Origin of the sequence: Protofrankia sp. CiP3 (assembly GCF_917627345.1) — a bacterium.
In the GTDB taxonomy this organism is placed as follows: Bacteria; Actinomycetota; Actinomycetes; order Frankiales; family Frankiaceae; genus Protofrankia.
The window spans coordinates 32338-53970 of sequence record NZ_CAKJTM010000022.1 but is presented as its reverse complement, the minus strand read 5'-3'; the positions used below and the strand labels follow the sequence as shown (position 1 = coordinate 53970).

The following is a 21633-nucleotide window of genomic DNA, read 5'->3' as shown; positions in this document are numbered from 1 at the left end:
TCCTATCCTCGGTCGCTCTTGTTCGGCTAGGTGCCGATCGCGTGCACACCGCCGTCCACATGAATGATCTCCCCGGTGGTGGCGGGGAACCAGTCCGACAGCAGCGCCACGCAGGCCTGCGCCGTGGGGCCGGTGTCGTGGATGTTCCAGCCCAGTGGCGCGCGCTCGTCCCAGACGCTCTCGAACCGCTCGAACCCGGGGATGCTCTTGGCGGCCATCGTGCGCAGCGGCCCCGCCGCGACCAGGTTGACCCGCACCCCGCGCGGACCAAGATCACGGGCGAGGTAGCGGGTGGCGGACTCCAGGCCGGCCTTGGCCACCCCCATCCAGTCATAGGACGGCCAGGCCACCGCCGCGTCGAAGTCGAGCCCGACAACCGACACCCGCTCGCTGAACAGCGGCAGGGCCGCCCGGCACAGGGCGGCCAGCGACCAGGTCGAAACCTGTACCGCGGTGGCGACCTCGGCCCAGGGGGCCTCCACGAACGGTTTCCCGCCCAGCACGGATTCGGGTGCGAAGCCGATCGCGTGCAGTACGCCGTCCAGCCCGTCGGTGTGCTCAAGCACCCGGTCGGACAACGCGCTCAGGTGCCCTTCGTCGGTCACGTCCAGCTCGATGACGGGCGCCTCGGCAGGCAGCCGCCTGGCGATCCGCCGGGTCAGCGACAGCCCGCGGCCGAAGCCTGTCAGCACCACCGTCGCGCCCTGTTCCTGGGCGATCCGTGCGACCCCGAACGCGATGGACGCATCGGTCAGGACGCCGGTGACAAGGATGCGCTTACCTACAAGGAGTCCACTCACAGGCGGCATCCTGTCAAACATCACCAGTGCCTGGCGAGACGCCGCACCGACAAATTCACCCGCCGCCAGCCGTGGGTCCCGCACGACCGCGCACCCACAGCATGATCGATTCGATCATATTGGCCGGCGTCAACACGGCGTAGGAATTTTCCGGATGACCGTACACAGGGCGTCAACGCCGGCCGCATGTGCCGCCCGCGTGGTCCAGCATGACCGACGGCAGACCAGGGCGGCTGCCGTGAGCTGAAGGGGTGTGCGGTGTCCGGTGCGCCGCGGGGCTGGCAGGTCCGCGCCTGCGGGCGGACGGCATCCGCGGCTCGTGCTCGCGGGAGCCGCGACCGGGCAAGCGGCTGGTCGGCTCCCGCCCGTTTCGATCCCGCCGGCATCCCGCCGGCATCCCGCCGCTGCCCGTGTGACGAGCCCAGTGGCGGCCGGCCACCGGACATCCCCTGCCCGACCGACTCGAAGGCCAGGAGCACCCATGCGTGACGTTCTGTTCGTGCTTATCACCGTCGTGGTCTTCGCGCTGCTCGCGCTGACCGCGAAAGGGGCGGAAAAGCTGTGAACGCGGAAAACATCGTCGGCTTGGTCCTCGCCGCCGCGACCACGGTCTTCCTGGTGGTCGCCCTCCTGTTCCCGGAGAGATTCTAGATGAACACAACGACCGCGGGGCTCGTCTTCGTCGTCGTGCTCGTTGGCGCCCTTGCTCTGTCCTATGGGCCGTTCGGCGACTACATGTACCGCGTCTACACGAGCAAACGGCACCTGCGGATGGAACGCGCCGTGTACCGGCTGGTGGGGGTGGATCCCGAGGCCGACCAGCGCTGGAGCACCTACCTGCGCAGCGTGCTGGCGTTCTCCGTCGTCGGCGTGCTGTTCCTCTACGCCCTTCTGCGGCTGCAGCGCCGGCTGCCGCTCAGCCTCGGTTTCAAGGGGATGGAGCAGGGCCAGGCGTTCAACACGGCGGTGAGTTTCGTCACCAACACGAACTGGCAGTCGTACTCCGGTGAGTCGACGCTCGGGCATCTCGCGCAGATGGCCGGTCTCGCCGTACAGAACTTCGTCTCGGCCGCGGTCGGCATGTCGGTCGCGATCGCGCTGGTCCGCGGCCTCACCCGCAAACGGACCGACCAGGTCGGCAACTTCTGGGTCGACCTGACCCGGACCTGCCTGCGCATCCTGCTGCCGGTCGCCGTCGTGGCCGCGGTCGTGCTGATCGTCGGCGGCGCAGTCCAGAATTTGCACGGCAACCGCGCCGTCACCACGCTGGTCGGCGGCACACAGAGTGTAACCGGTGGCCCGGTGGCCAGCCAGGAGGCCATCAAGGAGTTCGGCACCAACGGCGGCGGTTTCTACAACGTCAACTCCGCGCACCCGTTCGAGAACCCAACGAGCTGGACGAACTGGCTCCAGATCTATCTGCTGCTGCTCATCGGCTTCTCGCTGCCGCGGACGTTCGGCCGGATGGTCGGCAACACCCGCCAGGGGCTCGCGATCGTGGCGGTGATGGCGGGCCTGCTGATCGCGAGCTTCGCGGTGAACGCGGGCTTCCAGATGGCCCACCACGGCACCGTGCCGAGCGCGGTCGGCGCGGCGGCGGAGGGCACCGAAACCCGGTTCGGGATACCCGACTCGGCCGCATTCGCGAGTAGCACAACGATGACCTCCACCGGGGCGGTCGACTCGTTCCACGACTCCTACACGAGCCTCGGCGGGGCGACGCTGCTGGTGAACATGATGCTCGGGGAGATCGCTCCGGGCGGCACCGGGTCGGGGCTGTACGGCATGCTCGTCCTAGCCGTGATCACGGTGTTCGTCGCCGGGTTGATGATCGGACGGACGCCTGAGTACCTCGGGAAGAAAATCGGCAGCCGGGAGATCAAGTTCGCCTCCCTCTACATCCTCACCACACCGGCGGTCGCGCTGATCGGCACGGCGGCCGCGATGGCCCGGCCCGGTGAGCGGGCCGGGATGCTCAACGCGGGCGCGCACGGCCTTTCCGAGATCCTTTACGCCTTCACCTCAGCGGCGAACAACAACGGCTCCGCCTTCGCCGGCATCACCGTGAACACCAACTGGTACAACACGGCGCTCGGCATCGCGATGCTCGCCGGGCGGTTCCTGCCGATGGTGTTCGTTCTCGGCCTGGCCGGGTCGCTGGCCCGCCAGCAGCCGGTGCCGATCTCGGCCGGAACACTGCCGACCCAACGGCCGCAGTTCGCCGGGATGCTCGCCGGCGTCGCCGTCATCGTCGTCGCACTCACCTACTTCCCGGCGCTCGCGCTCGGGCCTCTCGCGGAGGGCCTGCACTGATGTCCACCACTGCGATCGGAGCGCCCGTGTCACCGCCTGACATCCCAGCCCACCCGGCGCAGCCGGCGCACCCAGGGCAGCCGGGGCCATCGCGCCAGGTGCGGGGCGGGCTGCTCGACCCGAAACAGCTGTGGCGTTCCGCTCCGGACGCGCTGCGCAAGCTGAATCCGGCGACGCTCTACCGCAACCCGGTCATGTTCATCGTCGAGATCGGCGCGGTCTTCACCACGGTGCTCGCGATCCGCGACGAGACGGCGTTCGCCTGGCTGATCGTCATCTGGTTGTGGCTGACCGCGCTGTTCGCCAACCTCGCCGAGGCGGTCGCCGAAGGCCGCGGGAAGGCACAGGCCGAAGCGCTGCGGCGGACGAAGACCGACACCCTCGCTCGGCGCCTGACGCCCGCGGGCGGCGAGGAACAGGTGCCCGCACCGCGGCTACGCCAAGGCGACCGGGTCGTCGTCGAAGCGGGCGAGTTCATCCCCGGTGACGGAGACGTCGTCGAGGGCATCGCCAGTGTGGACGAGTCGGCGATCACCGGCGAGTCCGCGCCGGTGATCCGCGAGGCGGGCGGCGACCGCTCGTCGGTGACCGGCGGCACCCGGGTGCTGTCCGACCGCATCGTCGTGGAGATCACCCAGAAGCCGGGAGAGAGCTTCATCGACCGGATGATCGCGCTGGTGGAAGGCGCGAACCGGCAGAAGACCCCGAACGAGATCGCGCTGAACATCCTGCTGGCCTCGTTGACGATCGTCTTCGTGCTCGCGGTCGCGACGCTGCAGCCGCTGGCGATCTTCTCGAAAGCACAGCAGCCCGGTATCCCCGACACCTCGGCGCTGGGCGGCAACGGGGTGACCGGCATCGTGCTGGTGTCGCTGCTGGTCTGCCTGATCCCCACCACGATCGGTGCGCTGCTGTCGGCGATCGGCATCGCCGGCATGGACCGGCTGGTGCAACGCAACGTGCTGGCGATGAGCGGCCGGGCCGTGGAAGCCGCCGGCGACGTCAACACCCTGCTGCTGGACAAAACCGGGACAATCACAATCGGCAACCGGGAGGCACGCGAGTTCCTCCCGGTCGGCGGCACCGACGAACAGGAGCTGGCCAGGGCCGCGCAGCTGTCCTCGCTGGCCGACGAGACGCCCGAGGGCCGCTCCATCGTCATCTACGCCAAGAACACCTACGGCCTGCGGGAACGCGCCCCCGGTGAGTTGACCCACGCACGGTTCGTCGCGTTCACCGCGCAGACCCGGATGTCGGGGGTGGACCTCGGCGGCACCGCCGGGGGCCAGCCGGCGAGCGAGGTCCGCAAGGGCGCGGCCAGCTCCGTCATGGCCTGGGTCACCGAACGCGGCGGGACGATCCCGCCGGACACCGGCGAGCTGGTGGACGGCATCTCCGCCTCCGGCGGCACCCCGCTGCTGGTCGCCGAGGCCACGGACGGGACCGCTCGGGTCCTCGGCATCGTCGCCCTGCGCGACATCGTCAAGCAGGGCATGCGGGAGCGGTTCGACGAGATGCGGCGGATGGGCATCCGGACAGTAATGATCACTGGTGACAACCCGCTGACCGCCCGCTCCATCGCCGAGGAGGCCGGGGTCGACGACTTCCTCGCCGAGGCGACCCCCGAGGACAAGCTCGCGCTGATCCGGCGGGAGCAGGAGGGCGGCAAGCTGGTCGCGATGACCGGCGACGGGACCAACGACGCTCCCGCGCTGGCCCAGGCCGACGTCGGCGTCGCCATGAACTCCGGCACGTCGGCGGCGAAGGAAGCCGGCAACATGGTCGACCTCGATTCCAACCCGACGAAGCTCATAGAGATCGTCGAAATCGGCAAGCAGCTCCTCATCACCCGCGGGGCGTTGACCACGTTCTCCATCGCCAACGACGTCGCCAAGTACTTCGCGATCATCCCGGCGATATTCGCCGCGGTGTACCCGGGCCTGGACACACTCAACATCATGCGGCTGCACAGCCCGCAGTCGGCGATCCTGTCCGCGGTCATCTTCAACGCTCTGGTCATCATCGCGCTGATCCCGCTCGCTCTGCGCGGGGTGCGCTATCGGCCGGCGAGCGCCTCGCGGATGCTGCGCCGTAACCTCTGCCTCTATGGTCTCGGCGGGCTGATCGTTCCGTTCATCGGCATCAAACTCATCGATCTGGCCATCCAGTTCATCCCCGGAGCCCGGTGACTGTCATGTTCTCTCGCGTCCCTGTCTGGATCCGGCAGCACCTCGCCGCGCTACGGGCGATACTCGTCTTCACCATCCTGCTCGGCTTGGGCTACCCGCTGCTGGTTCTCGCCATCGCCCAGCTCCCCGGCCTGAGGGACAAGGCCGACGGCTCGTTCGTCCGCGATGCCAGGGGCACCGTGGCCGGCTCGAGCCTGATCGGCCAGTCGTTCACCGACGGCAAGGGCAACCCGATCACGAAGTACTTCCAGAGCCGGCCCTCGGCGGCCGGCGGCGGCTACGACCCGACCGCGACCAGCGCGAGCAACCTGGGCCCGGAAAGCATCGTCGACACCCTGGCGGACCCGAACGTGAAGGACGATTCCGGCAAGCAGAGCCTGCTCACCCAGGTCTGTGCCCGCAGCGTCGCGATCGGCACGCTCGAGGGCGTCGACGGGTCGCGGCCGAACTGCACGCCTGGCGGCGTCGGGGCCGTCCTGTCGGTGTTCTACGACCAGCCCGGCTACAAGGGCACTGTCACCCGCGTGGTCAGTGTCAACGAGGAGTGCCCGGCTGCTCCGTTCATCGCGAGTTTCGCCGGGATGAAGGTCGAGTGCCACACTTTCGGTGACGATGTCTCCGCCGGCAAGCTGGTCGTCGTGCGTGGCGACGCGCCCGCCACACCGGCGGTGCCTGCCGACGCGGTCACCGCCAGTGGCAGTGGGCTTGACCCCGATATCTCCCCCGCCTATGCCCGCCTGCAGGTCAACCGGGTGGCGAAGGCCCGTGGCCTCGATCCGGCCGTTGTCCGCGCGCTGGTCGACGACCACGTCCACGGCCGGGCGATGGGCTTCCTGGGTGAGCCCACCGTCAACGTCCTCAACCTGAACAGGGCGCTGGAGCAGACTGCACAGTAGTCGCCGGATGACAGCGGCCAGGTGACAGCCGCCAAAACCCGGGGCACCGCGCACCCGTTCCGTGCCTGACCCGATGGCGCGGATGCGTGGCCCGCGCCGAGGAACGGAGTCGGATATGCCCGGTCATGGTTCGGTCGGCGGAGCTGCCGACAAGGGGCGCGCGGCTCCGGCCAGCACCAGCCCCGCAGCGGGGGCCGCGCATCCGGCGCGCCGGCCATGAGCCGGGTCCTCGTCGTCGACGACGAGCCGCAGCTCGTGCGTGCCCTGCGCATCAACCTGCATGCGCGCGGCTACGAGGTACAGACCGCCGAGGACGGACGGCAGGCGCTCCGCCGCGCGGGCTCTTACCAGCCCGACATCATCCTGCTCGATCTGGGCCTGCCGGACCTTGATGGCGTTGAGATCATCCGTGGGGTTCGCGGCTGGAGCACGGTCCCGATCATCGTGCTGTCAGGCCGGGTCGGCAGTAGCGACAAGGTCGCGGCGCTTGACGCCGGGGCCGACGACTACGTCACCAAACCCTTCGATATCGACGAGCTGTTAGCACGTCTGCGCGCGGTGTCACGCCGCACACCGGGCGGCGAGGACCTGGAACCGATCATCATCGGCAACTGCCAGATCGACCTCGCCGCCCATACGGTCACCCGTGCCGTGCCCGCGGCGAAGGCCGCCCACGGCCCGGCCGTGCCGGCTGGGGAGGGCCGCGACGTCCGGCTCACCCCGACCGAGTGGGCGCTGCTGGAGGTCCTGCTACGCCACCCGGGCAAGCTGGTCAGCCAACGCCAGCTCCTCACCACGGTGTGGGGACCATCCACGCCAGACAGCCATTACCTGCGCGAATACATGGCCCGGCTCCGGCGCAAGCTGGAGCCCGACCCATCGCGCCCCCGCCACCTGCTCACCGAACCGGGCATGGGCTGCCGCTTCCGGCCATAAGAGCGCCCGGCAACAGGTCGGTCCGCTGGAAAGCCCCGGAGAAGCGATCATTGAGAGCCCCGCGTCCTCCAGTGCCGCTGGCTGGGTACCGTGGCGAGGACGTGCCTGGACCGGCGTCGACGCCGACGGTTATTGATACCGGCACGATCCGTGGGAAGGCGGTGCCGCGGTGTTGAACAGGGGTGTTCGCCTCGTTCGCCGGATCGCGGTGACCACGGCCGGGGTGAGCGTGCTCGGGGTGGGCGTCGCGTTGCTCGCCCTGCCCGGCCCGGGGTTCCTCGTCATCGCGCTGGGGTTCTTCATCCTGAGCCTGGAGTACGAATGGGCCCGTCGGCGGTTCGACAAGGCCCGGAAGAAGGCCGCCGACCTTGCTGACCAGGCCGCGGCGGCAACGTGGTCAGCCGCCTTCACGATCGTGTTCGGGCTTGGCATGGTTGCCGCCGGTATCGTGTGGATCACGGTGAAAGGGCTGCCCTTCTCCTCCGCGTGGACGGGCGGCAGCCTTGTCTTCGGGGGTCTGGTGATTCTCGCCACGATGCTGGTGAGTCTGTGGCAGGCCAGACAGGCGCGCAACGCCGGCCGGCTGACCCCGGCGCAGCTGCTCGACCGGGCGGAGGAACAACAACGCCGCGAGCGGGCGTCGGCCGTCTCTCCCTCCACCGCTGGAGGTTCCCAACCAGGTGAACCACCACCTGCCCGAGAGGGCGTTTGATCTTGATAGATCCGTTTTGTCAGTGCATATTCCTCGCTAGATTTAGGACGATTCACCCTGATATGTGGGGCCCACGGTGTCGATCGTTCCGATGTGGACCGCGATCCGTCGTCGGCGTGGCATGCATAGTGCCCTGCTTCTAGATCAAAAGGGTTTCATGGGACAAAAACGGCAGTTCGCATGCCGTTATGCCGGGTACGAAACCCATTATTCTCCTCGAATCTGCACAAAACAGGCTCGCAGACTGGAAGACAAAACTACGACCGTTTGGCCCCGCCCTGTTTTTTCCCACGGCTTGGACCTGCGGTGGGTGGCTTCTGGGCATTGGTGGAGTCGATCTTTTTTGATTCCTCGTGGATCTCTTTTAGTTTATTGATGAGCGCGTTACGCGTGACCTCCGCGAGGTTCCATGCTTCCCCTGGTAGCTGGTTATACTTCGGGTCACTTTTGAGATTGCCCACTATTTTGTCGAACGGCTCGAGTTTTTCGATGTCGTCCCCGCTCTTGACTCGCAGGCCCTGGAACGTCAGCTCTGTTAGCTTATTGATACCGCGCTGGTCGGTGTATGCGTGGTAGATGTCCAGGTAGTGCTCCATCTGGTCGGACCAGGTCTTCCGGTTGGCGTGGCTCTGGGCCAGCTTGCAGACCTCGACCAGCTCGTTTTCGTTTTTTTCATCGATCTTGCCGGCGATCCGGTCCGCGTTGGTGGTAATCATCAGTCTGGTATCGAAGACCGAAATCTCCTTATTATCCTTAGCGGGATTAATGTTGGTGGCGTACTTGCGGACGTCGTCGGCGAGCTGCTGGCCCTCTTTGGCGCCGATGCCGAAGCTGACGCTATCGGGGAGGTGGCCGTAATCCGGCACCTTTATAAAGGTGTTCGGCTCAGGGAAGTACACGCTGCGCGGATCGACGCCGGCCATCGCCTCACGGACCTTTATGTCGAGTTCGGCGGCATTGCGGGCGGTGCCGCTGTCGGAGGGTACGGTGTATCCGCCACTCGCCAAGTCGGGGAATTTGGGCTTGGATTTGGGCTTGGATTTGGGCTCGAGTCCGCGCCCGGAGAGGATTTCACTGGCCTTGTCAAACAGGCCTTCTTCGGAACCACCGGCCTTGCCAGACGGGCCTTCTTCGGAACCACCGGCCTTGTCAGACGGGGCTTTTTTGGAATCATCTGCCTTGCCAGGCGGGACTTTTAACGAGTGCACGTCGGAATCACCGGTGTGGAGGTAGACCACCCCGTCTTTGCTGCGAGCGCGCACCTCTTCTATGAAATCCGTGGTACACCTGTGGCGGGCCAGTATCTCACGGAACAGACCGTAGGGGACATTCTTCTGGTCAAGTTGGTCCCTTGCCTGGCTCTTTTTATTATTGATCCAGATAAATCCGATCACCGCGATCGGGAATGTCAGCCCTTTAGGCTCTCCCAGCCCCTTGATGGCCTCGTCGACCTTGGTGCGACTGGTGCCGCGGTCGGAGCCGTCGCCGCCACAGTTGACGCCCAGCACGAGCGCGAAGTTGCCATTCTGTTTTTTAGTCGCTTCCTTATACTTTTCGATCAGATCCGTCAGGTTGGTGTTGTACCTGACCGGCACCGTGGCCACGAACGCCGGACCGGCTTGGGGCTCGCCGCTGGCCTGCTTCGGCCCAATAAGCTTGGGCTTGGTGAACTCGATGTCGTATTTTCTTCCCTTTTCCGGCGCATTTTTTTCCTTTTTTTCCTTTCCCAGCTCCCTTTTGAAAGCTTTCGAACCCCCGACGACATCCTCCTCCGTGGCAGTATGCCATTCTCCGCCGTCATCGGGTTGCGAGCTGCCGCTTGGCTTCACCACCTCCGCATTCTTGCCCTTGTTGGGCTTTGTGCTCGGCCGGACCCGCTGTACGGGTACGTCGCCGCCACGGTCGGAATGGGAGTGAGTGCGGGTTCCAGGCGTTTGCTGGAGGGGGGCGGGGGCTGACATCACCTGCCTGGCGGTCTCCTCCGCCGCGCGTTCGAAGCGATCAGACGGGTCGGAGATCTTCAGGCCGGAGCCGTCATCGGTGCCCATCACGGTTCCCTGACGCTGCTGCGTCACGTGTATCAACTCATGCGCCAGGGTGTGCTCGTCAGCACCACCCCGCCCGATGACCACATGGCTGCCAGAGGTGTAGGCACGCGCACCGAGTTCGGTGGCCGACCGCTGGGCGACCGGGTCGGTATGCAAGCGCACGTCAGAGAAGTCGGAGCCCAGCCGCGCCTCCATCTCGGCGCGGACCGGCTCGGGCAGCGACCGCCCGGACGAGCGCAGGACAGCGTGGACCGAACTCCCCGCCGACTGCCCGTGCCCGCCGTCCGCGTTATCGATCTGCCCGGCTTCCTGCAGCATTCGGGTCACGGCGGCGTTGCCCAGTGTGCGCTGCAGAGCTAGCAGCGCCGCGGCCGACCCGATATCACCCGGGGCCCCGTGGGCCGGCCGGCTCGAGCGTCGTGCTTGGAGCGGCGTCCTGTCGGGCGGGTGCTGGTAGTCTCTCACGCGCGCGGAACCTCCGATGAAGATATTTAAAAATATACAAACTAGTGCCGTGTAATGGCGGCATCTTTGCAGGATTACATAATCGACCAAACTGTGAACAGCAGCTATGACTCAGCGTAACGAAATTTGCGTACATTACGCGGCACCAGTGCCGCGTAACAAAAAGATCTTGTTTGTTATTCCGGTTATCTACAATTGTCGAATTCATATCGGCAAGAATGATTAATGATGTTGATATGCCTTGCCACTCTAGGGGTTTCTTGATCGAGGATCATTGATGATTCTCCGATGTCGAAAATTGTTGACAATGCATTCGAGCAAAAATGTCGTCATTACGTGGCACTAGTCTATCTCATGTAGGCGTGGCGGTGGAAGGTCCGCAAAGGCGGCCACTGACAGCGCCGGGACCCTCCAGGTGTCGTCTGCCAGGGTTTTCCGCGCCGCTTCCGAAGGTACGCAGATCGCGCAGTGTCAGCGCGAGTTGTATTGGACCGCGCCTGCGCGGCTGCTTTACGAGGGCCGCCTACTCGCACACCTACCTGGGCGTCGACCTCGTCCGCGGCGCGGCCAGCGGGCAACGCGCCGCTCACGCCAGCGCGTTGGCCCAGTCGGCGCTGCTCACCGCACGGCTGGCGTTCTTCGACCTCGCACAGCCCGCCGTCGCTGCCCGCTGTTACGACGTAGCGCTCACCGCCAGCAAGAAGGCCGGCGATCACACTCTCGCCGCCGCGGTCCTCGGCCACATGGCCTTCGTCCCCGGGTTCCGCCGCGATCCGGATGGCGCCCGGAACCTGATCGTCGCCGCGTTGCACCACAAAGGAACTCGCCGTCGCGGGACCGATCTCCAGGCCCGGCTGACTACCCAGCCTCGTTGTGCTTACACACCAGGCCAGGCAACTCGGCCAGAGAGCCGATCCGAAACACACACCGGTCCGCAACCGACGGATCGTCGAGAATGTGCCCCCACGGCCCGCGCCGAACCAACGCCGTCGCCAAACCAGCGACCTGCGCCGGCCTGATGTCGTTGTCCAACCGGTCACCGACATAGAGCACCTGCTCCGCGCGACAGCCCGCCTCAGCGACAACCCGATCAAAAAACGAAGCCGATGGCTTCTCCACCCCCCAGCCGTCCGACGTGCCAACCACGTCCACCGGCAGATCGAGCGTGCGGAGAATCGCCTCGGCTCGGGCAGTCTGGTTACCCGCCAACCCCACCCGGAGGCCCCGCTCCCTCAGCGCGGCCAGGCACGGGCGGGCATCGGGATACAGGTTCTCCTCTCCGAACGCCTCCGGCTGTCCCGCCGCCGCCCGTCGCTCTCGCTCCAGGCGTAGGTCAAAACCAGGTCTGAAGACCTGGAACGCCTCCCGGTAGTCCAACCCGCGGACGATGACCGCACCGAACACGGCCGAGAACGTGTGCCGAGGCACCCCCAACCAGTCCGCCCACGTCCCGTACTCCCGGGACTCGTCCACAATCGTCTCGCCCACATCGAAAAACACGGACCTGATCGGCAACGGTCTCCTCCTCGCCCATCGATCCGGCGAAAGTCATGATCGTGAACGGGTAGCCGAAGGCTGCGTAGGCGCCGAACGTGAAGGGCAGCACCTGGATGGTGATGTTCGGCTGCGTCGCGCAACCCGCAACCCGCACGAAAGCGTACTGCTGCGCATTGCATCCTGGCGCTGGCAAGCCTACGTAAGGGGGCGCGCTGGCGGGTGCAAGCGTCGCGCCGGGCAGTGCCGATCAGGTGCGGCATCCACTGGCCCGGCGGAACAGGTCTGCCGGCGGGCAGTCCCGACGCCGACAATCTTCGAGCGCCGCCGACCATGTATGCATGGTCTCACTCTCCGCGTTCGTTACGCGCTGAAAACGATGGGCTCAGGCCTGGAATCGGACCGGCAGACGCGCCAGGCCACGAATGAGGATGTTCGGCTTGTAAGGGGGGTCAGCGCTGAGCAGCTCGGCGGACCTGACGCGACGCACCAGCGCGCTGAGGAAGATCTCCATCTCCAGCAGGGCGAGCGGCGCGCCCAGGCAGTAGTGGTGGCCGAGGCTGAAGGACAGGTGACGGGAGACCGGACGCTCCCCGAAGAAGCGGGTGACGTCGAGCCGGTCCGGGTCGTCGTAGGCGTCCGGGTCGCGGTTCGCGCAGGCGATCAGAGCGACCACACCTTCCCCCGGAGCGAAGGTACGGCCGCCGACTACGAGCTCCCGCTTGGCCGCACGGGTGTTCAGGTGGATGGGCGAGTCGTAGCGCAGCAGCTCGTCGACGGCCCGGGGAATCAGCTCCGGCCGCCCGCGCAACAGCTCGAGCTGATCGGTGTTGCGCAGCAGGGCGAGGGAACCATTGCCGACCAGGTTCACGGTCGTCTCATGGCCCGCGATGATCAGAGTGATACAGGTGCCGAGCACCTCCTCCGCGGTGAGCCTGTCGCCCCGCTCCTCCACCGCGGCCAGGGAACTGATCAGATCGTCTCCGGGGCTACGCCGCCGTTCGTCGACAAGCGCGCGGAAGTACGCGGCGAACTCGGGGAGCGCCTCGTTACGGGCGGCAAGCGCTTCGGCGGTCAGGTAGACGTCCGGATCGAACGCGTGCGAAAGCGCCTGCGACCACTTCTGCACGAGTGGGTGGTCACCGGTGGGCACGCCCAGGATCTCGCAGATCACGGTGAGCGGCAGCGGGTAGGCCATCATCTCGATCAGGTCGAACTCGCCGGCGTCCAGCGCGGCGTCGAACAGGCTGTCGACCAGTGCGGTGATACGTGGCCGGAGCTCGGCCACCCGCCGTGCGGTGAAACCCTTGGTGACCAGGCCGCGTAGCCGAGTGTGATCAGGCTGCTCCATCCACAGGAACGTGTCGGGGAAGGCGGCTGCCGGAATCGTGGGGTGCAGCTGCTCCGCCTCCTTGTCATGGCCCCAGTCCGCACTCTGCAAGATTGTGACGCAGTCCGTGTAACGGGTTGCCAGGTGCAGCCCGAAGGCTGACATGTGCAGCGGCCCGGCGTCTCGCAGGGCCCGGTATCGCGAGTAGGGGTCGGCGCGGTTCGCGGGCTCGAACAGCTCATCCAGGAGAGGCGGTACGGCAGCGTCGTTCCGCGTCCGCGCCGGGGTGGTCGCCAGATCCATTTCGGCTCCCTCGCACGATTCTTCGGCACTTCTCCGGTCGCCGGGCACAAGCGCCGACGGCAGGGCCTGATACGCCGGCGCCGACGTCTGGACGGACATTGGCGAGCGTGTCGGATCGACCGGTAAAGTAATATATCAACAGAGCCGGCCGGCACCGCGGTGAACGGTTCGTTTACCTGACGCGACACATTCCTTACGAACTCCCTCCCGGCCGAGTCGCATTCCTTCCGGTTATTGTGGCGACAAATAGATCTATCGGAGCATCCGATAACCGAGGGGCCGTGTAAAAGAATGATAATAAGATCGATGCGAGCGCTCCCAGATACCGGCGCGAGCACATGACGGCCACGGAGGCGTGATGGCACACGGCGGGACGGTCCGGCAGCCGGGCCAAGGACGCGGGACCGACGCTGATGATCTGTCCCGGGCTCGGCCCGCCCCGGCCGCCGCGACCGGCGGCGAACGTGGCCACGCGGTTGTCCTCGGCGCCGGTATCGCCGGGCTGCTCGCGGCCCGCGTGCTCGCGGAAAGCTTCGACCGGGTCACCGTGTTCGAACGGGACGTTCTGGTGACCGCGGACCCACGCCGCGGCGTCCCCCAGGGCCGGCACCTGCATGGCCTGCTCGACCGTGGCCGCCAGATCATGGAGGAGCTGTTTCCCGGGCTGACCGCCGAACTCGGTGCGAGGGGCGCTCCCGCGATCGAGACGCTGGTGGGTTCCCGCTGGTACCTGCGGGGGCTACGGGTGCACCCCACCGAGACCGGACTGATCTCGCTCCTTGCCAGCAGGCCGTTGCTGGAAGCCGTCATACAGGCGAATCTGCGTGGGATGCCCGGCGTGGAGTTCGTCCAGCGGGCAGTGGCGACCGGGCTTGTCGCGGCTCCCCATGCGGGCGCACGCATCATCGGCGTGCGGATCGTCCGGGCGGGGCGGAGCGCTCCCGACGGCTTGCGGCCGGAGCCCACGGCCGCCGATGGGGCGGAGTTCGTCGGTGCGGACCTCGTCGTCGACGCGACCGGGCGTGGCTCCCGCGGTGCGGACTGGCTCACCGCCCTCGGCCTGCCCCGGCCGCTGGAACAGCGGGTCGACGTGGACCTCGGCTACGCGTCACGGCTCTACCGGCGTGATCCCAAAGACCGTGACGGGCAGCGCTCCATCATCGTTTCCACGATGCCCGGGTCCCGCGGCGGTGGCGCCGTGGCGCTGGAGGGTGAACGCTGGCAGATAACGCTTGCCGGCATGCTCGGAGACCATCCGCCGGCGGACCCCGACGGTTTCGAAGCGTTCGCCCGGACGCTGCCCGTACCCGACATCCACGATCTGATCTCTTCGGCACACGCGCTGACCGACCCGGTCCCCCACCGGTTCTCCGGCTCGCTGCGGCGGCGCTACGAGCGCCTGCGGAACCCACCCGCCGGGTTCCTCGCCATAGGTGACGCGATCTGCAGCTTCAATCCGCTCTACGCCCAGGGGATGACCGTGGCGGCTCAGCAGGCGCTGGTCCTGCGGAACTGCCTGCGGGTCGCCGGCCCGGATCTGCCGGCCCGTTTCTACCGACAGGCCAGCTGTCTCGTGGACGCGGCCTGGGAGCTGGCGACCGGCGCCGACCTGCGCTATCCCGGCGTCCAGGGGCGGCGCGGCCTACGTGGCCGGCTGGTCGGGGCATACGGGGAGCGGGTACAGATCGCCGCGCATCGCGATGCCGCCGTGGCCCGTGCGCTGATGAACTGGCTGAACCTCGTGGACGCTCCCACCGCCTTGCTCAGGCCCACCGTGATAGCCGGAGTCCTCCGGTATGGCCGGGCACACCCGCTCCAGCCGATGCGGGTGCCGCCCGCCGCCCAGCACCACCCTGGCCCTGGCTCCACATGATCAAAATATCGACCATCGCCGCCAGCTGGTGACGTAGCCACAGTCCCGCCGCGAAAACCGAAAGTCGGTGGTGCCGGCGAGGCTGGTCGTCGACTATCGGTGGTGTGCCCGTCCCTCATCAGAAAGCCTCACAGCCGGAGTACTGGGCCACCACCGCGGCCACCACCGCGCCGGAGTCCGCGGGCCGCGCTACCGGGCTTCCGTTCGTGGTCGGCCTGGACGACTCGGACACGCCATACGATGTGGTCGACGCCCTCGCGCTGGCCCCGTTCACGACGGGGGAACAGCCGTGGGCGCACAGCGCCCGGATCGACCGTCTCCGCTCAGGCGCGTCCCTGCTGCCACCCGATGCCAGAATACTACGTACGGTAATCGAAGACTCGCGTGACTCACGGCTCGCCGCGGGCGACGGCTGGACGTTGCGCGCGGTGCGCTGGCGCGGCGGCGGCGGTGAGGTAACCGTGACGGCGGTCAGTGAAGAGCTGGCGCGCACGGTACTCAGCGGAGTTGTGCGCGAGGCCGTCGCCGAATCGGACGTCGACAGCGCCGTTACGATGGGCTTCTGGTATATGTCCGCGCGCCGCGGCCCGACCCGTACCACCCGCAAGGCGGCCACGACGTCGTGGGCCTCGATCCGGGACAACTACTCCAGCAGCGCCCGCGACGCGCTGGACCGGCTCATGACTGTCCGGCACGAGGCGCTGGCCGGCCGGCTGATTCTGTTGCACGGACCGGCTGGCACCGGAAAGACCACCGTCCTGCGGGCATTGGCCCACGAGTGGCGACGCTGGTGCCAGGTCGACTGCGTCCTGGACCCGGAGGCGCTGTTCGCCGACCCTGGATACCTGATGGAGGTCGCGATCGGCTTCGACAGCGACGAGGACGACTCCGACGATAATGACCATGCCCACGATGGCGAAGGCCCTGGCCGGGGGGCGCTGGATCCGGTGCCCGGCGACCGCGGCACCGCACCGGCCGCCGAGCTGGGCGGTGTCCGGCGGCGATGGCGGCTGCTGGTGATCGAGGACTGCGACGAGCTCGTCCGCGGCGACACCCGGAGTTCCTCGGGGCAGGCGTTGTCACGGCTGCTCAACCTGACTGACGGCCTGGTCGGGCAGGGGCGGGACGTCCTTGTCGCGCTCACCACCAACGAGGACCTCGTCCGGCTGCACCCGGCAATCGTGCGTCCCGGCAGGTGCCTGGCCCAGGTCGAGGTGGGACCGCTGCCCCACGGCGAGGCCGTCACCTGGCTCGGGACCGCGCAGGGAGTCGGGCCGACGATGACGCTGGCCGAACTGTTCGCGCTCCGCGACGGCCGGGCACCGGTGCGGAGCACGCGGCCGGACCCGCATTCCGGCCTCTATCTGTGACGGCCCGGCCGCCGGTAACCCGGCGCCGGCCGTGGCTGGCTGTTGCGCTGTTGCGCCGCTATTCCGTCTTCGCCGCTATTCCGTCGTGGCTTCCCGCCGCAGGTAGCCGGACCCCGCGAGGCTTTTTACCCGGACCTGCTCCCGCACCTGGTCAACGAATGTGTCCAGCGGCATACGCTCCTCCTTGCCGGAGCGGTACCGCACGGACACCGACGAGTCCGCCACCTCGTGTCGGCCGACAACCACGACGAACGGGATCTTTCGTGTGATCGCGGTCCGCACCTTCGCGTTGAGCCGATTGTCACTCACGTCGACATCAGCCCGCAGGTCCGCCTGGAGGAGCCTGTCCCGCACCTCGTTCGCGTAACTCAGCAGCTCGTCGGAAATCGGGATGACGCGGACCTGCTCTGGCGCCAGCCACACGGGAAAAAGCCCGCCGAAGTGCTCTATCAAATATGCGACGAATCTCTCGTGCGAGCCGAGCGGGGCTCGGTGGAGCACGACCACCGACTTCTCCGACCCGTCGGAGTCGTGGTAGGTGAGCCCAAAGCGATCGGGTGTATAGAGATCGACCTGGTTGGTCGAGGCCGCGAACTCCTTACCCGTCACAGAACGGATCATGAAGTCGACCTTCGGGCCGTAATGCGCGGCCCCACCGATTTCCTCGACGTACGGGATCTCGGATTCCTCCATCGCCTCTCGCGTGATCCGCTCGGCATCCGCCCACATCCGCTCATCGTCGTGGTACTTCGCCGTGTTCGACGGATCGCGCAGCGCCAGGATCATATAGAAGTCGGTGATGCCGAGCGTCCGATAATAGTCGGCGTGCATCCGCATGACCTCGAGGAACTGGTCCTTCGCCTGCTCGGCGGTGCAGTAGATGTGCGCGTCGTTCTGGGTGAAACCACGCGCGCGCATCAATCCGTGCAGCTGCCCGCTCCGCTCGAAGCGGTAGACCGTGCCGTACTCGGCCAGCTTTATCGGCAGCTCGCGATAGCTGTGCGGCCGCGCCTTGTAGACCATGTGATGGTGCGGGCAGTTCATCGGCTTGAGATAGTAGTTCTCACCCTCGATGTCGATGGGCGAGTAGAGGTCTTCGTTATAATACGGCAGATGCCCCGAAAGATAGTAGAGATCCTCTCGGGTGATATGTGGGGTCACTATCCGCTTGTACCCGAGCTTCCGCTCGGTTTCGCGCGCCCATCCCTCGAGCTCGTCCCGGATGATCGTGCCGTTTGGCAGCCAGAGCGGCAGCCCCTTGCCGATCTCCTTGCTGAACGCAAACAGATCCAGGTCCTCACCGAGGCGGCGATGGTCACGCCGGGCGGCCTCCTCCTGCATCCGGAGGTAGTCCCTGAGCGCCTCGCGCGTCGGCCAGGCGGTCCCGTAGATGCGCTGGAGCTGGGGGTTTTTCTCGCTGCCCCGCCAGTATGCGGCGGCACTGCGGGTGAGCGTGAAGGCGGGAATCAGTCTCGTGCTCGGCAGATGCGGACCGCGGCACAGATCAGACCAGCAGACCTTGTCCGTAACCCGGTCTATGTTGTCGTAGACAGTCAGGTCACCGCCGCCGACTTCCATGACCTCACCGAGATCAAGCCCGCTCTTGACGTCGATCAGCTCCAGCTTGTAGGGCTCGTCGGCGAGCTCGGCCCGCGCCGCCGCCGGAGACAGGAACACGCGCCGCCGGAAGAGCTGGCCGGCCTTTACAATCTCGCGCATGCGCTGCTCGATACGCTCGAGGTCTTCTGGCTGGAATGGCTTCAGGACGTCGAAATCGTAGTAGAAACCATTCTCGATCGGCGGGCCGATGCCGAGCCTGGCTTTGGGGAAAAGTTCCTGGACCGCCTGGGCGAGGACGTGCGCGGTCGAGTGCCGCAACACGCGCAGCCCGTCCGGGCTGGACATCGGCACCGCTTCGACGTCGAGATCGGTGTCGGGAGCCCAGTCGAGATCTCTCAGAACGCCATCAGGGCTCCGGACCACGACGATCGCGTTGGGCCCGACGAGCGGCAGTTTCGCGGCGGCGATCGCCTGGGCAGCCGTCGTCCCGGCCGGGACGACGGCGCGCGCGGCCACGGCTTCGGAACGAGATGCAGGCACTTCGACGTCTCCTTGGATCGGTACAGCCGGGACAGGCTGTGACAGCTGCTGCCCATAGCCTAGAGGCTGGGTAACGCGTCTTCGCTGTCCAGGTCCGTCCGTGCCCGCCGCCGTACTCACATGATCTACAGCGTAGGCACGCCCGCTGGCACAGCGGCCAGGCGGGTCACTCCCCGGCCGTGAACTCGCTGATGCCGATCACGTTGGGCTGGGCGTGCACGCACCGATAGATCATGGCTTTGTCCGCTGGCGAGGCGTACGTGACGTTGTAACGCAGTGGGTACACGCGGCTGGACTGGGCCGTGTTGTGATCACGCGCCTCCTGGACGGCCTGGCCAGCTGTGGGGCACGCGGCGCGGACCGCGTCCTTCTGCGCGTCCGTGGCGGTGGGGGTGAAGTAGACCACCGCCTCGATCCGTGGCGGGGGTCCGGCGACCGAGGCATACACGCCAAAAGCGGCCAGTGCGGCGAACGCCAGCCCGCCCAGCAGTACCCAGCGCCGGTGACGCCGGTCGACGAGGGCCCGAACCAACCGCGCCGCGGCCGGCTCAGGTGAGCGCCGGACCGTCGCCCGTGGAGCGATGTCCGGGACGTCCTGCGAGGTCACGAGCCTTCCTTCGGACGAGATCCGGCAGAAACGATAGCGGCTGGGGTGATCGGTTACGATGGTCAGCTGGGGTCGGCAGCGGCGAGCGACAATCCTGATCTTGATCCGTAACCGGATCGCCACCAGTACGGCGTGCCCCTCACGTTAGCCGTTTCGATGAGGCCTTAAGGTAAGCGCTCTTGCCCGCGCAAACGCGAGGGATGTTCATCACACCGACCTGTCCAAGCCGGCCAGGGACGACGTGAGCATGGGGGACCAGCGGGGATCGCGAGGCGATCTGTCGGGGCGACCTCCTCGCGTCGTCGCAGGCCCCAAGAAACCCCGGAGAGACCGTGCCCTCCCGTATCGAGGACTACGCGGTGATAGGCGACACCCATTCGGCCGCGCTGGTCTCCAGGGACGGCTCGATTGACTGGCTGTGCCTGCCGCGGTTCGACTCGACCGCCTGCTTCGCCGCGCTGCTCGGCGATGAGGACTCCGGCCACTGGAAGATCGCTCCGGTCGGTCCCGTGCTCGCGGTGAGCCGCCGCTACCGGGGCGACACCCTTGTCCTGGAAACCGACATGACCACGGCGACCGGAACCGTGCGCATCGTCGACGCCATGTACCCGAGGTCAGGCGAGCACATCGTGCTGCGGCTGGTCGAAGGCGTCGAGGGGAACGTGCGGATGCGCAGCGAGACCCGCATCCGGTTCGACTACGGCTCGATCGTCCCATGGGTGCGGCGGCTGGATGACCACACGATCGTGGCGGTCGCCGGGCCGGACGCGGTCACCCTGCGTACCACCGCGCCGATGGAAGGCCACGACATGGCCACCTACGCGGAGTTCACCGTCTCCGCCGGCCAGTCCGTGCCGTTCTCCCTGACCTGGTGCCCCTCGCACCGGCCGGCGCACACCCTGATCGACGTCCGTCGGGCGATCGACCTCACCGAGTCGTGGTGGGCGGAGTGGATGGCCGGCTGCACCTACGACGGGCAGTGGCAGGAGGCGGTCCGGCGTTCCCTGATCACCCTCAAGGCGCTGACGTACGCGCCCACCGGCGGCATCGTCGCCGCGGTCACCACGTCGCTACCGGAGATGATCGGCGGCGTCCGCAACTGGGACTACCGTTACTGCTGGCTGCGTGATGCCACCATCACCCTGCTCGCGCTGCTCGATGCCGGGTTCACCAGCGAGGCCACCGCATGGCGGGAGTGGCTGCTGCGCGCGGTGGCCGGTGACCCCTCCCGAGTACAGATCATGTACGGGGTCGGCGGTGAGCGCCGGCTCACCGAATACGAGGTGCCGTGGCTGCCCGGCTACGAGGGCTCCGCGCCCGTACGGGTCGGCAACGGCGCCGTCGAGCAGTTCCAGCTGGACGTCTACGGCGAGGTGCTCGATGCGCTGCACGTGGCCCGGATGGCGACCGATGTGGACGGTCACGACGACTCCTGGGCCCTGCAGACCAAGCTGATGGACTTCCTGGAGACCGGGTGGCGCAAGCCCGACGAGGGCATCTGGGAGGTACGCGGGCCACGGCGGGACTTCGTGCACTCCAAGGTGATGGCCTGGGTGGCGGCCGACAGAGCGATCAAGGGCATCACCGAGTCGGGCCTGCCCGGACCGCTGGAGCGCTGGAGCGCGCTGCGAGCCGAGATCCACAACGAGGTCTGCGTCCGTGGCTTCGACGCCGACCGCGGCACCTTCACGCAGTTCTACGGCTCCACCGAACTGGACGCGGCCCTGCTCTACATGCCGCTGGTCGGCTTCCTGCCCGCGACGGACCGACGGGTCGTCGGCACCGTGGCCGCCATCGAACGTGAGCTCATGGAGGACGGCTTCGTGCTGCGGTACCCGACCGCCCACGACGGCGCCGTGGACGGGCTGCCCGCTGGTGAGGGCGCGTTCCTGGCCTGTACCTTCTGGCTCGCCGACAACTACGCGCTGTCGGGCCGGGTCCGCGAGGCCCAGGAGCTGTTCGAGCGGCTGCTGGCCCTGCGTAACGACGTCGGGCTGCTGGCCGAGGAGTACGACCCGCGGCTGGGGCGCATGGTCGGCAACTTCCCCCAGGCGTTCAGCCATGTGCCGCTGGTCAACACCGCGCGGACACTGACGGACGCGCTCCGGGGCATGCCGCGCTCCCGCACCGACCGGGCATACCCTCCCGGCCACTTCTTCGGGTAGCCGGCGGGGATCCGCCAGGACGAACCGCCCGT

General features: G+C 67.2%; 16 protein-coding genes and 1 pseudogene. 10 read left to right on the top strand and 7 right to left on the bottom strand.

All coding sequences use genetic code 11. The features are described 5' to 3' along the window. Positions 1-26: 26 nt before the first annotated feature. Positions 27-800, bottom strand: coding sequence for an enoyl-ACP reductase FabI (fabI, locus tag MJ797_RS11055; protein WP_239310783.1), 774 nt, complete (start codon positions 798-800; stop codon positions 27-29). Positions 801-1212: 412 nt separating this feature from the next. Between fabI and MJ797_RS11050 the strand changes: the two genes are divergently transcribed. From MJ797_RS11050 to MJ797_RS11020, 7 genes are all read left to right on the top strand, one after another. Continuing rightward, complete coding sequence (locus MJ797_RS11050; RefSeq protein WP_239334230.1) at positions 1213-1365, top strand: hypothetical protein; 153 nt, start codon at positions 1213-1215, stop codon at positions 1363-1365. Then, positions 1362-1451 (top strand): K(+)-transporting ATPase subunit F, encoded by a 90-nt coding sequence (gene kdpF / locus MJ797_RS11045; protein ID WP_239334229.1) that lies wholly within the window; start codon positions 1362-1364, stop codon positions 1449-1451. The genes MJ797_RS11050 and kdpF overlap by 4 nt, the downstream gene beginning before the upstream one ends. Then, the gene (kdpA, locus tag MJ797_RS11040; RefSeq protein ID WP_239334228.1) at positions 1452-3113 is read left to right on the top strand and encodes a potassium-transporting ATPase subunit KdpA; all 1662 of its coding nucleotides are present in this window, start codon (positions 1452-1454) and stop codon (positions 3111-3113) included. Continuing rightward, on the top strand, positions 3113-5302 hold the full coding sequence (kdpB, locus tag MJ797_RS11035; protein ID WP_239334227.1) for a potassium-transporting ATPase subunit KdpB: 2190 nt from the start codon (positions 3113-3115) through the stop codon (positions 5300-5302). Before kdpA ends, kdpB begins: the two co-directional genes overlap by 1 nt. Positions 5303-5307: 5 nt before the next feature. Then, positions 5308-6198 (top strand): potassium-transporting ATPase subunit C, encoded by an 891-nt coding sequence (locus MJ797_RS11030; RefSeq protein WP_239334226.1) that lies wholly within the window; start codon positions 5308-5310, stop codon positions 6196-6198. Positions 6199-6414: 216 nt separating this feature from the next. After that, positions 6415-7134 (top strand): response regulator, encoded by a 720-nt coding sequence (locus tag MJ797_RS11025; protein ID WP_239334225.1) that lies wholly within the window; start codon positions 6415-6417, stop codon positions 7132-7134. A gap of 169 nt (positions 7135-7303) precedes the next feature. Continuing rightward, positions 7304-7846, top strand: a complete 543-nt coding sequence (locus MJ797_RS11020; RefSeq protein ID WP_239334224.1) for a PGPGW domain-containing protein — start codon at positions 7304-7306, stop codon at positions 7844-7846. 257 nt (positions 7847-8103) lie between these two features. Here MJ797_RS11020 and MJ797_RS11015 read toward each other — a convergent pair whose 3' ends face one another. The 4 genes and pseudogenes from MJ797_RS11015 to MJ797_RS11000 all read right to left on the bottom strand — a co-directional run bounded on the left by MJ797_RS11015 (position 8104) and on the right by MJ797_RS11000 (position 13486). After that, positions 8104-10212, bottom strand: coding sequence for a DUF4157 domain-containing protein (locus MJ797_RS11015; protein ID WP_239334223.1), 2109 nt, complete (start codon positions 10210-10212; stop codon positions 8104-8106). A 1005-nt stretch (positions 10213-11217) separates the two neighbouring features. Beyond that, positions 11218-11874, bottom strand: coding sequence for an HAD family hydrolase (locus tag MJ797_RS11010; RefSeq protein ID WP_374581958.1), 657 nt, complete (start codon positions 11872-11874; stop codon positions 11218-11220). A gap of 22 nt (positions 11875-11896) precedes the next feature. After that, positions 11897-12010, bottom strand: a pseudogene (locus tag MJ797_RS27460) (Scr1 family TA system antitoxin-like transcriptional regulator); the annotation flags it as partial. A gap of 228 nt (positions 12011-12238) precedes the next feature. Beyond that, positions 12239-13486: a cytochrome P450 gene (locus tag MJ797_RS11000; protein WP_239334221.1), complete on the bottom strand. Its 1248-nt coding sequence runs from the start codon at positions 13484-13486 to the stop codon at positions 12239-12241. Positions 13487-13844: 358 nt separating this feature from the next. On the opposite strand from MJ797_RS11000, the gene MJ797_RS10995 reads away from it, so the two are divergent. Together MJ797_RS10995 and MJ797_RS10990 are read left to right on the top strand one after the other, a co-directional pair. Next, positions 13845-15359, top strand: coding sequence for an NAD(P)/FAD-dependent oxidoreductase (locus MJ797_RS10995; RefSeq protein ID WP_239334220.1), 1515 nt, complete (start codon positions 13845-13847; stop codon positions 15357-15359). Between the two features lie 104 nt (positions 15360-15463). After that, positions 15464-16729 (top strand): DUF5925 domain-containing protein, encoded by a 1266-nt coding sequence (locus MJ797_RS10990; RefSeq protein ID WP_239334219.1) that lies wholly within the window; start codon positions 15464-15466, stop codon positions 16727-16729. Positions 16730-16804: 75 nt separating this feature from the next. Here MJ797_RS10990 and thrS read toward each other — a convergent pair whose 3' ends face one another. Continuing rightward, on the bottom strand, positions 16805-18829 hold the full coding sequence (thrS, locus tag MJ797_RS10985; protein ID WP_239334218.1) for a threonine--tRNA ligase: 2025 nt from the start codon (positions 18827-18829) through the stop codon (positions 16805-16807). 166 nt (positions 18830-18995) lie between these two features. Beyond that, positions 18996-19436 carry a hypothetical protein gene (locus MJ797_RS10980; protein WP_239334217.1) on the bottom strand — a complete coding sequence of 147 codons (441 nt, stop codon included), beginning with the start codon at positions 19434-19436 and terminating at the stop codon, positions 18996-18998. 332 nt (positions 19437-19768) lie between these two features. On the opposite strand from MJ797_RS10980, the gene MJ797_RS10975 reads away from it, so the two are divergent. Beyond that, positions 19769-21601, top strand: a complete 1833-nt coding sequence (locus MJ797_RS10975) for a glycoside hydrolase family 15 protein (protein ID WP_239334216.1) — start codon at positions 19769-19771, stop codon at positions 21599-21601. Positions 21602-21633: the final 32 nt, after the last annotated feature.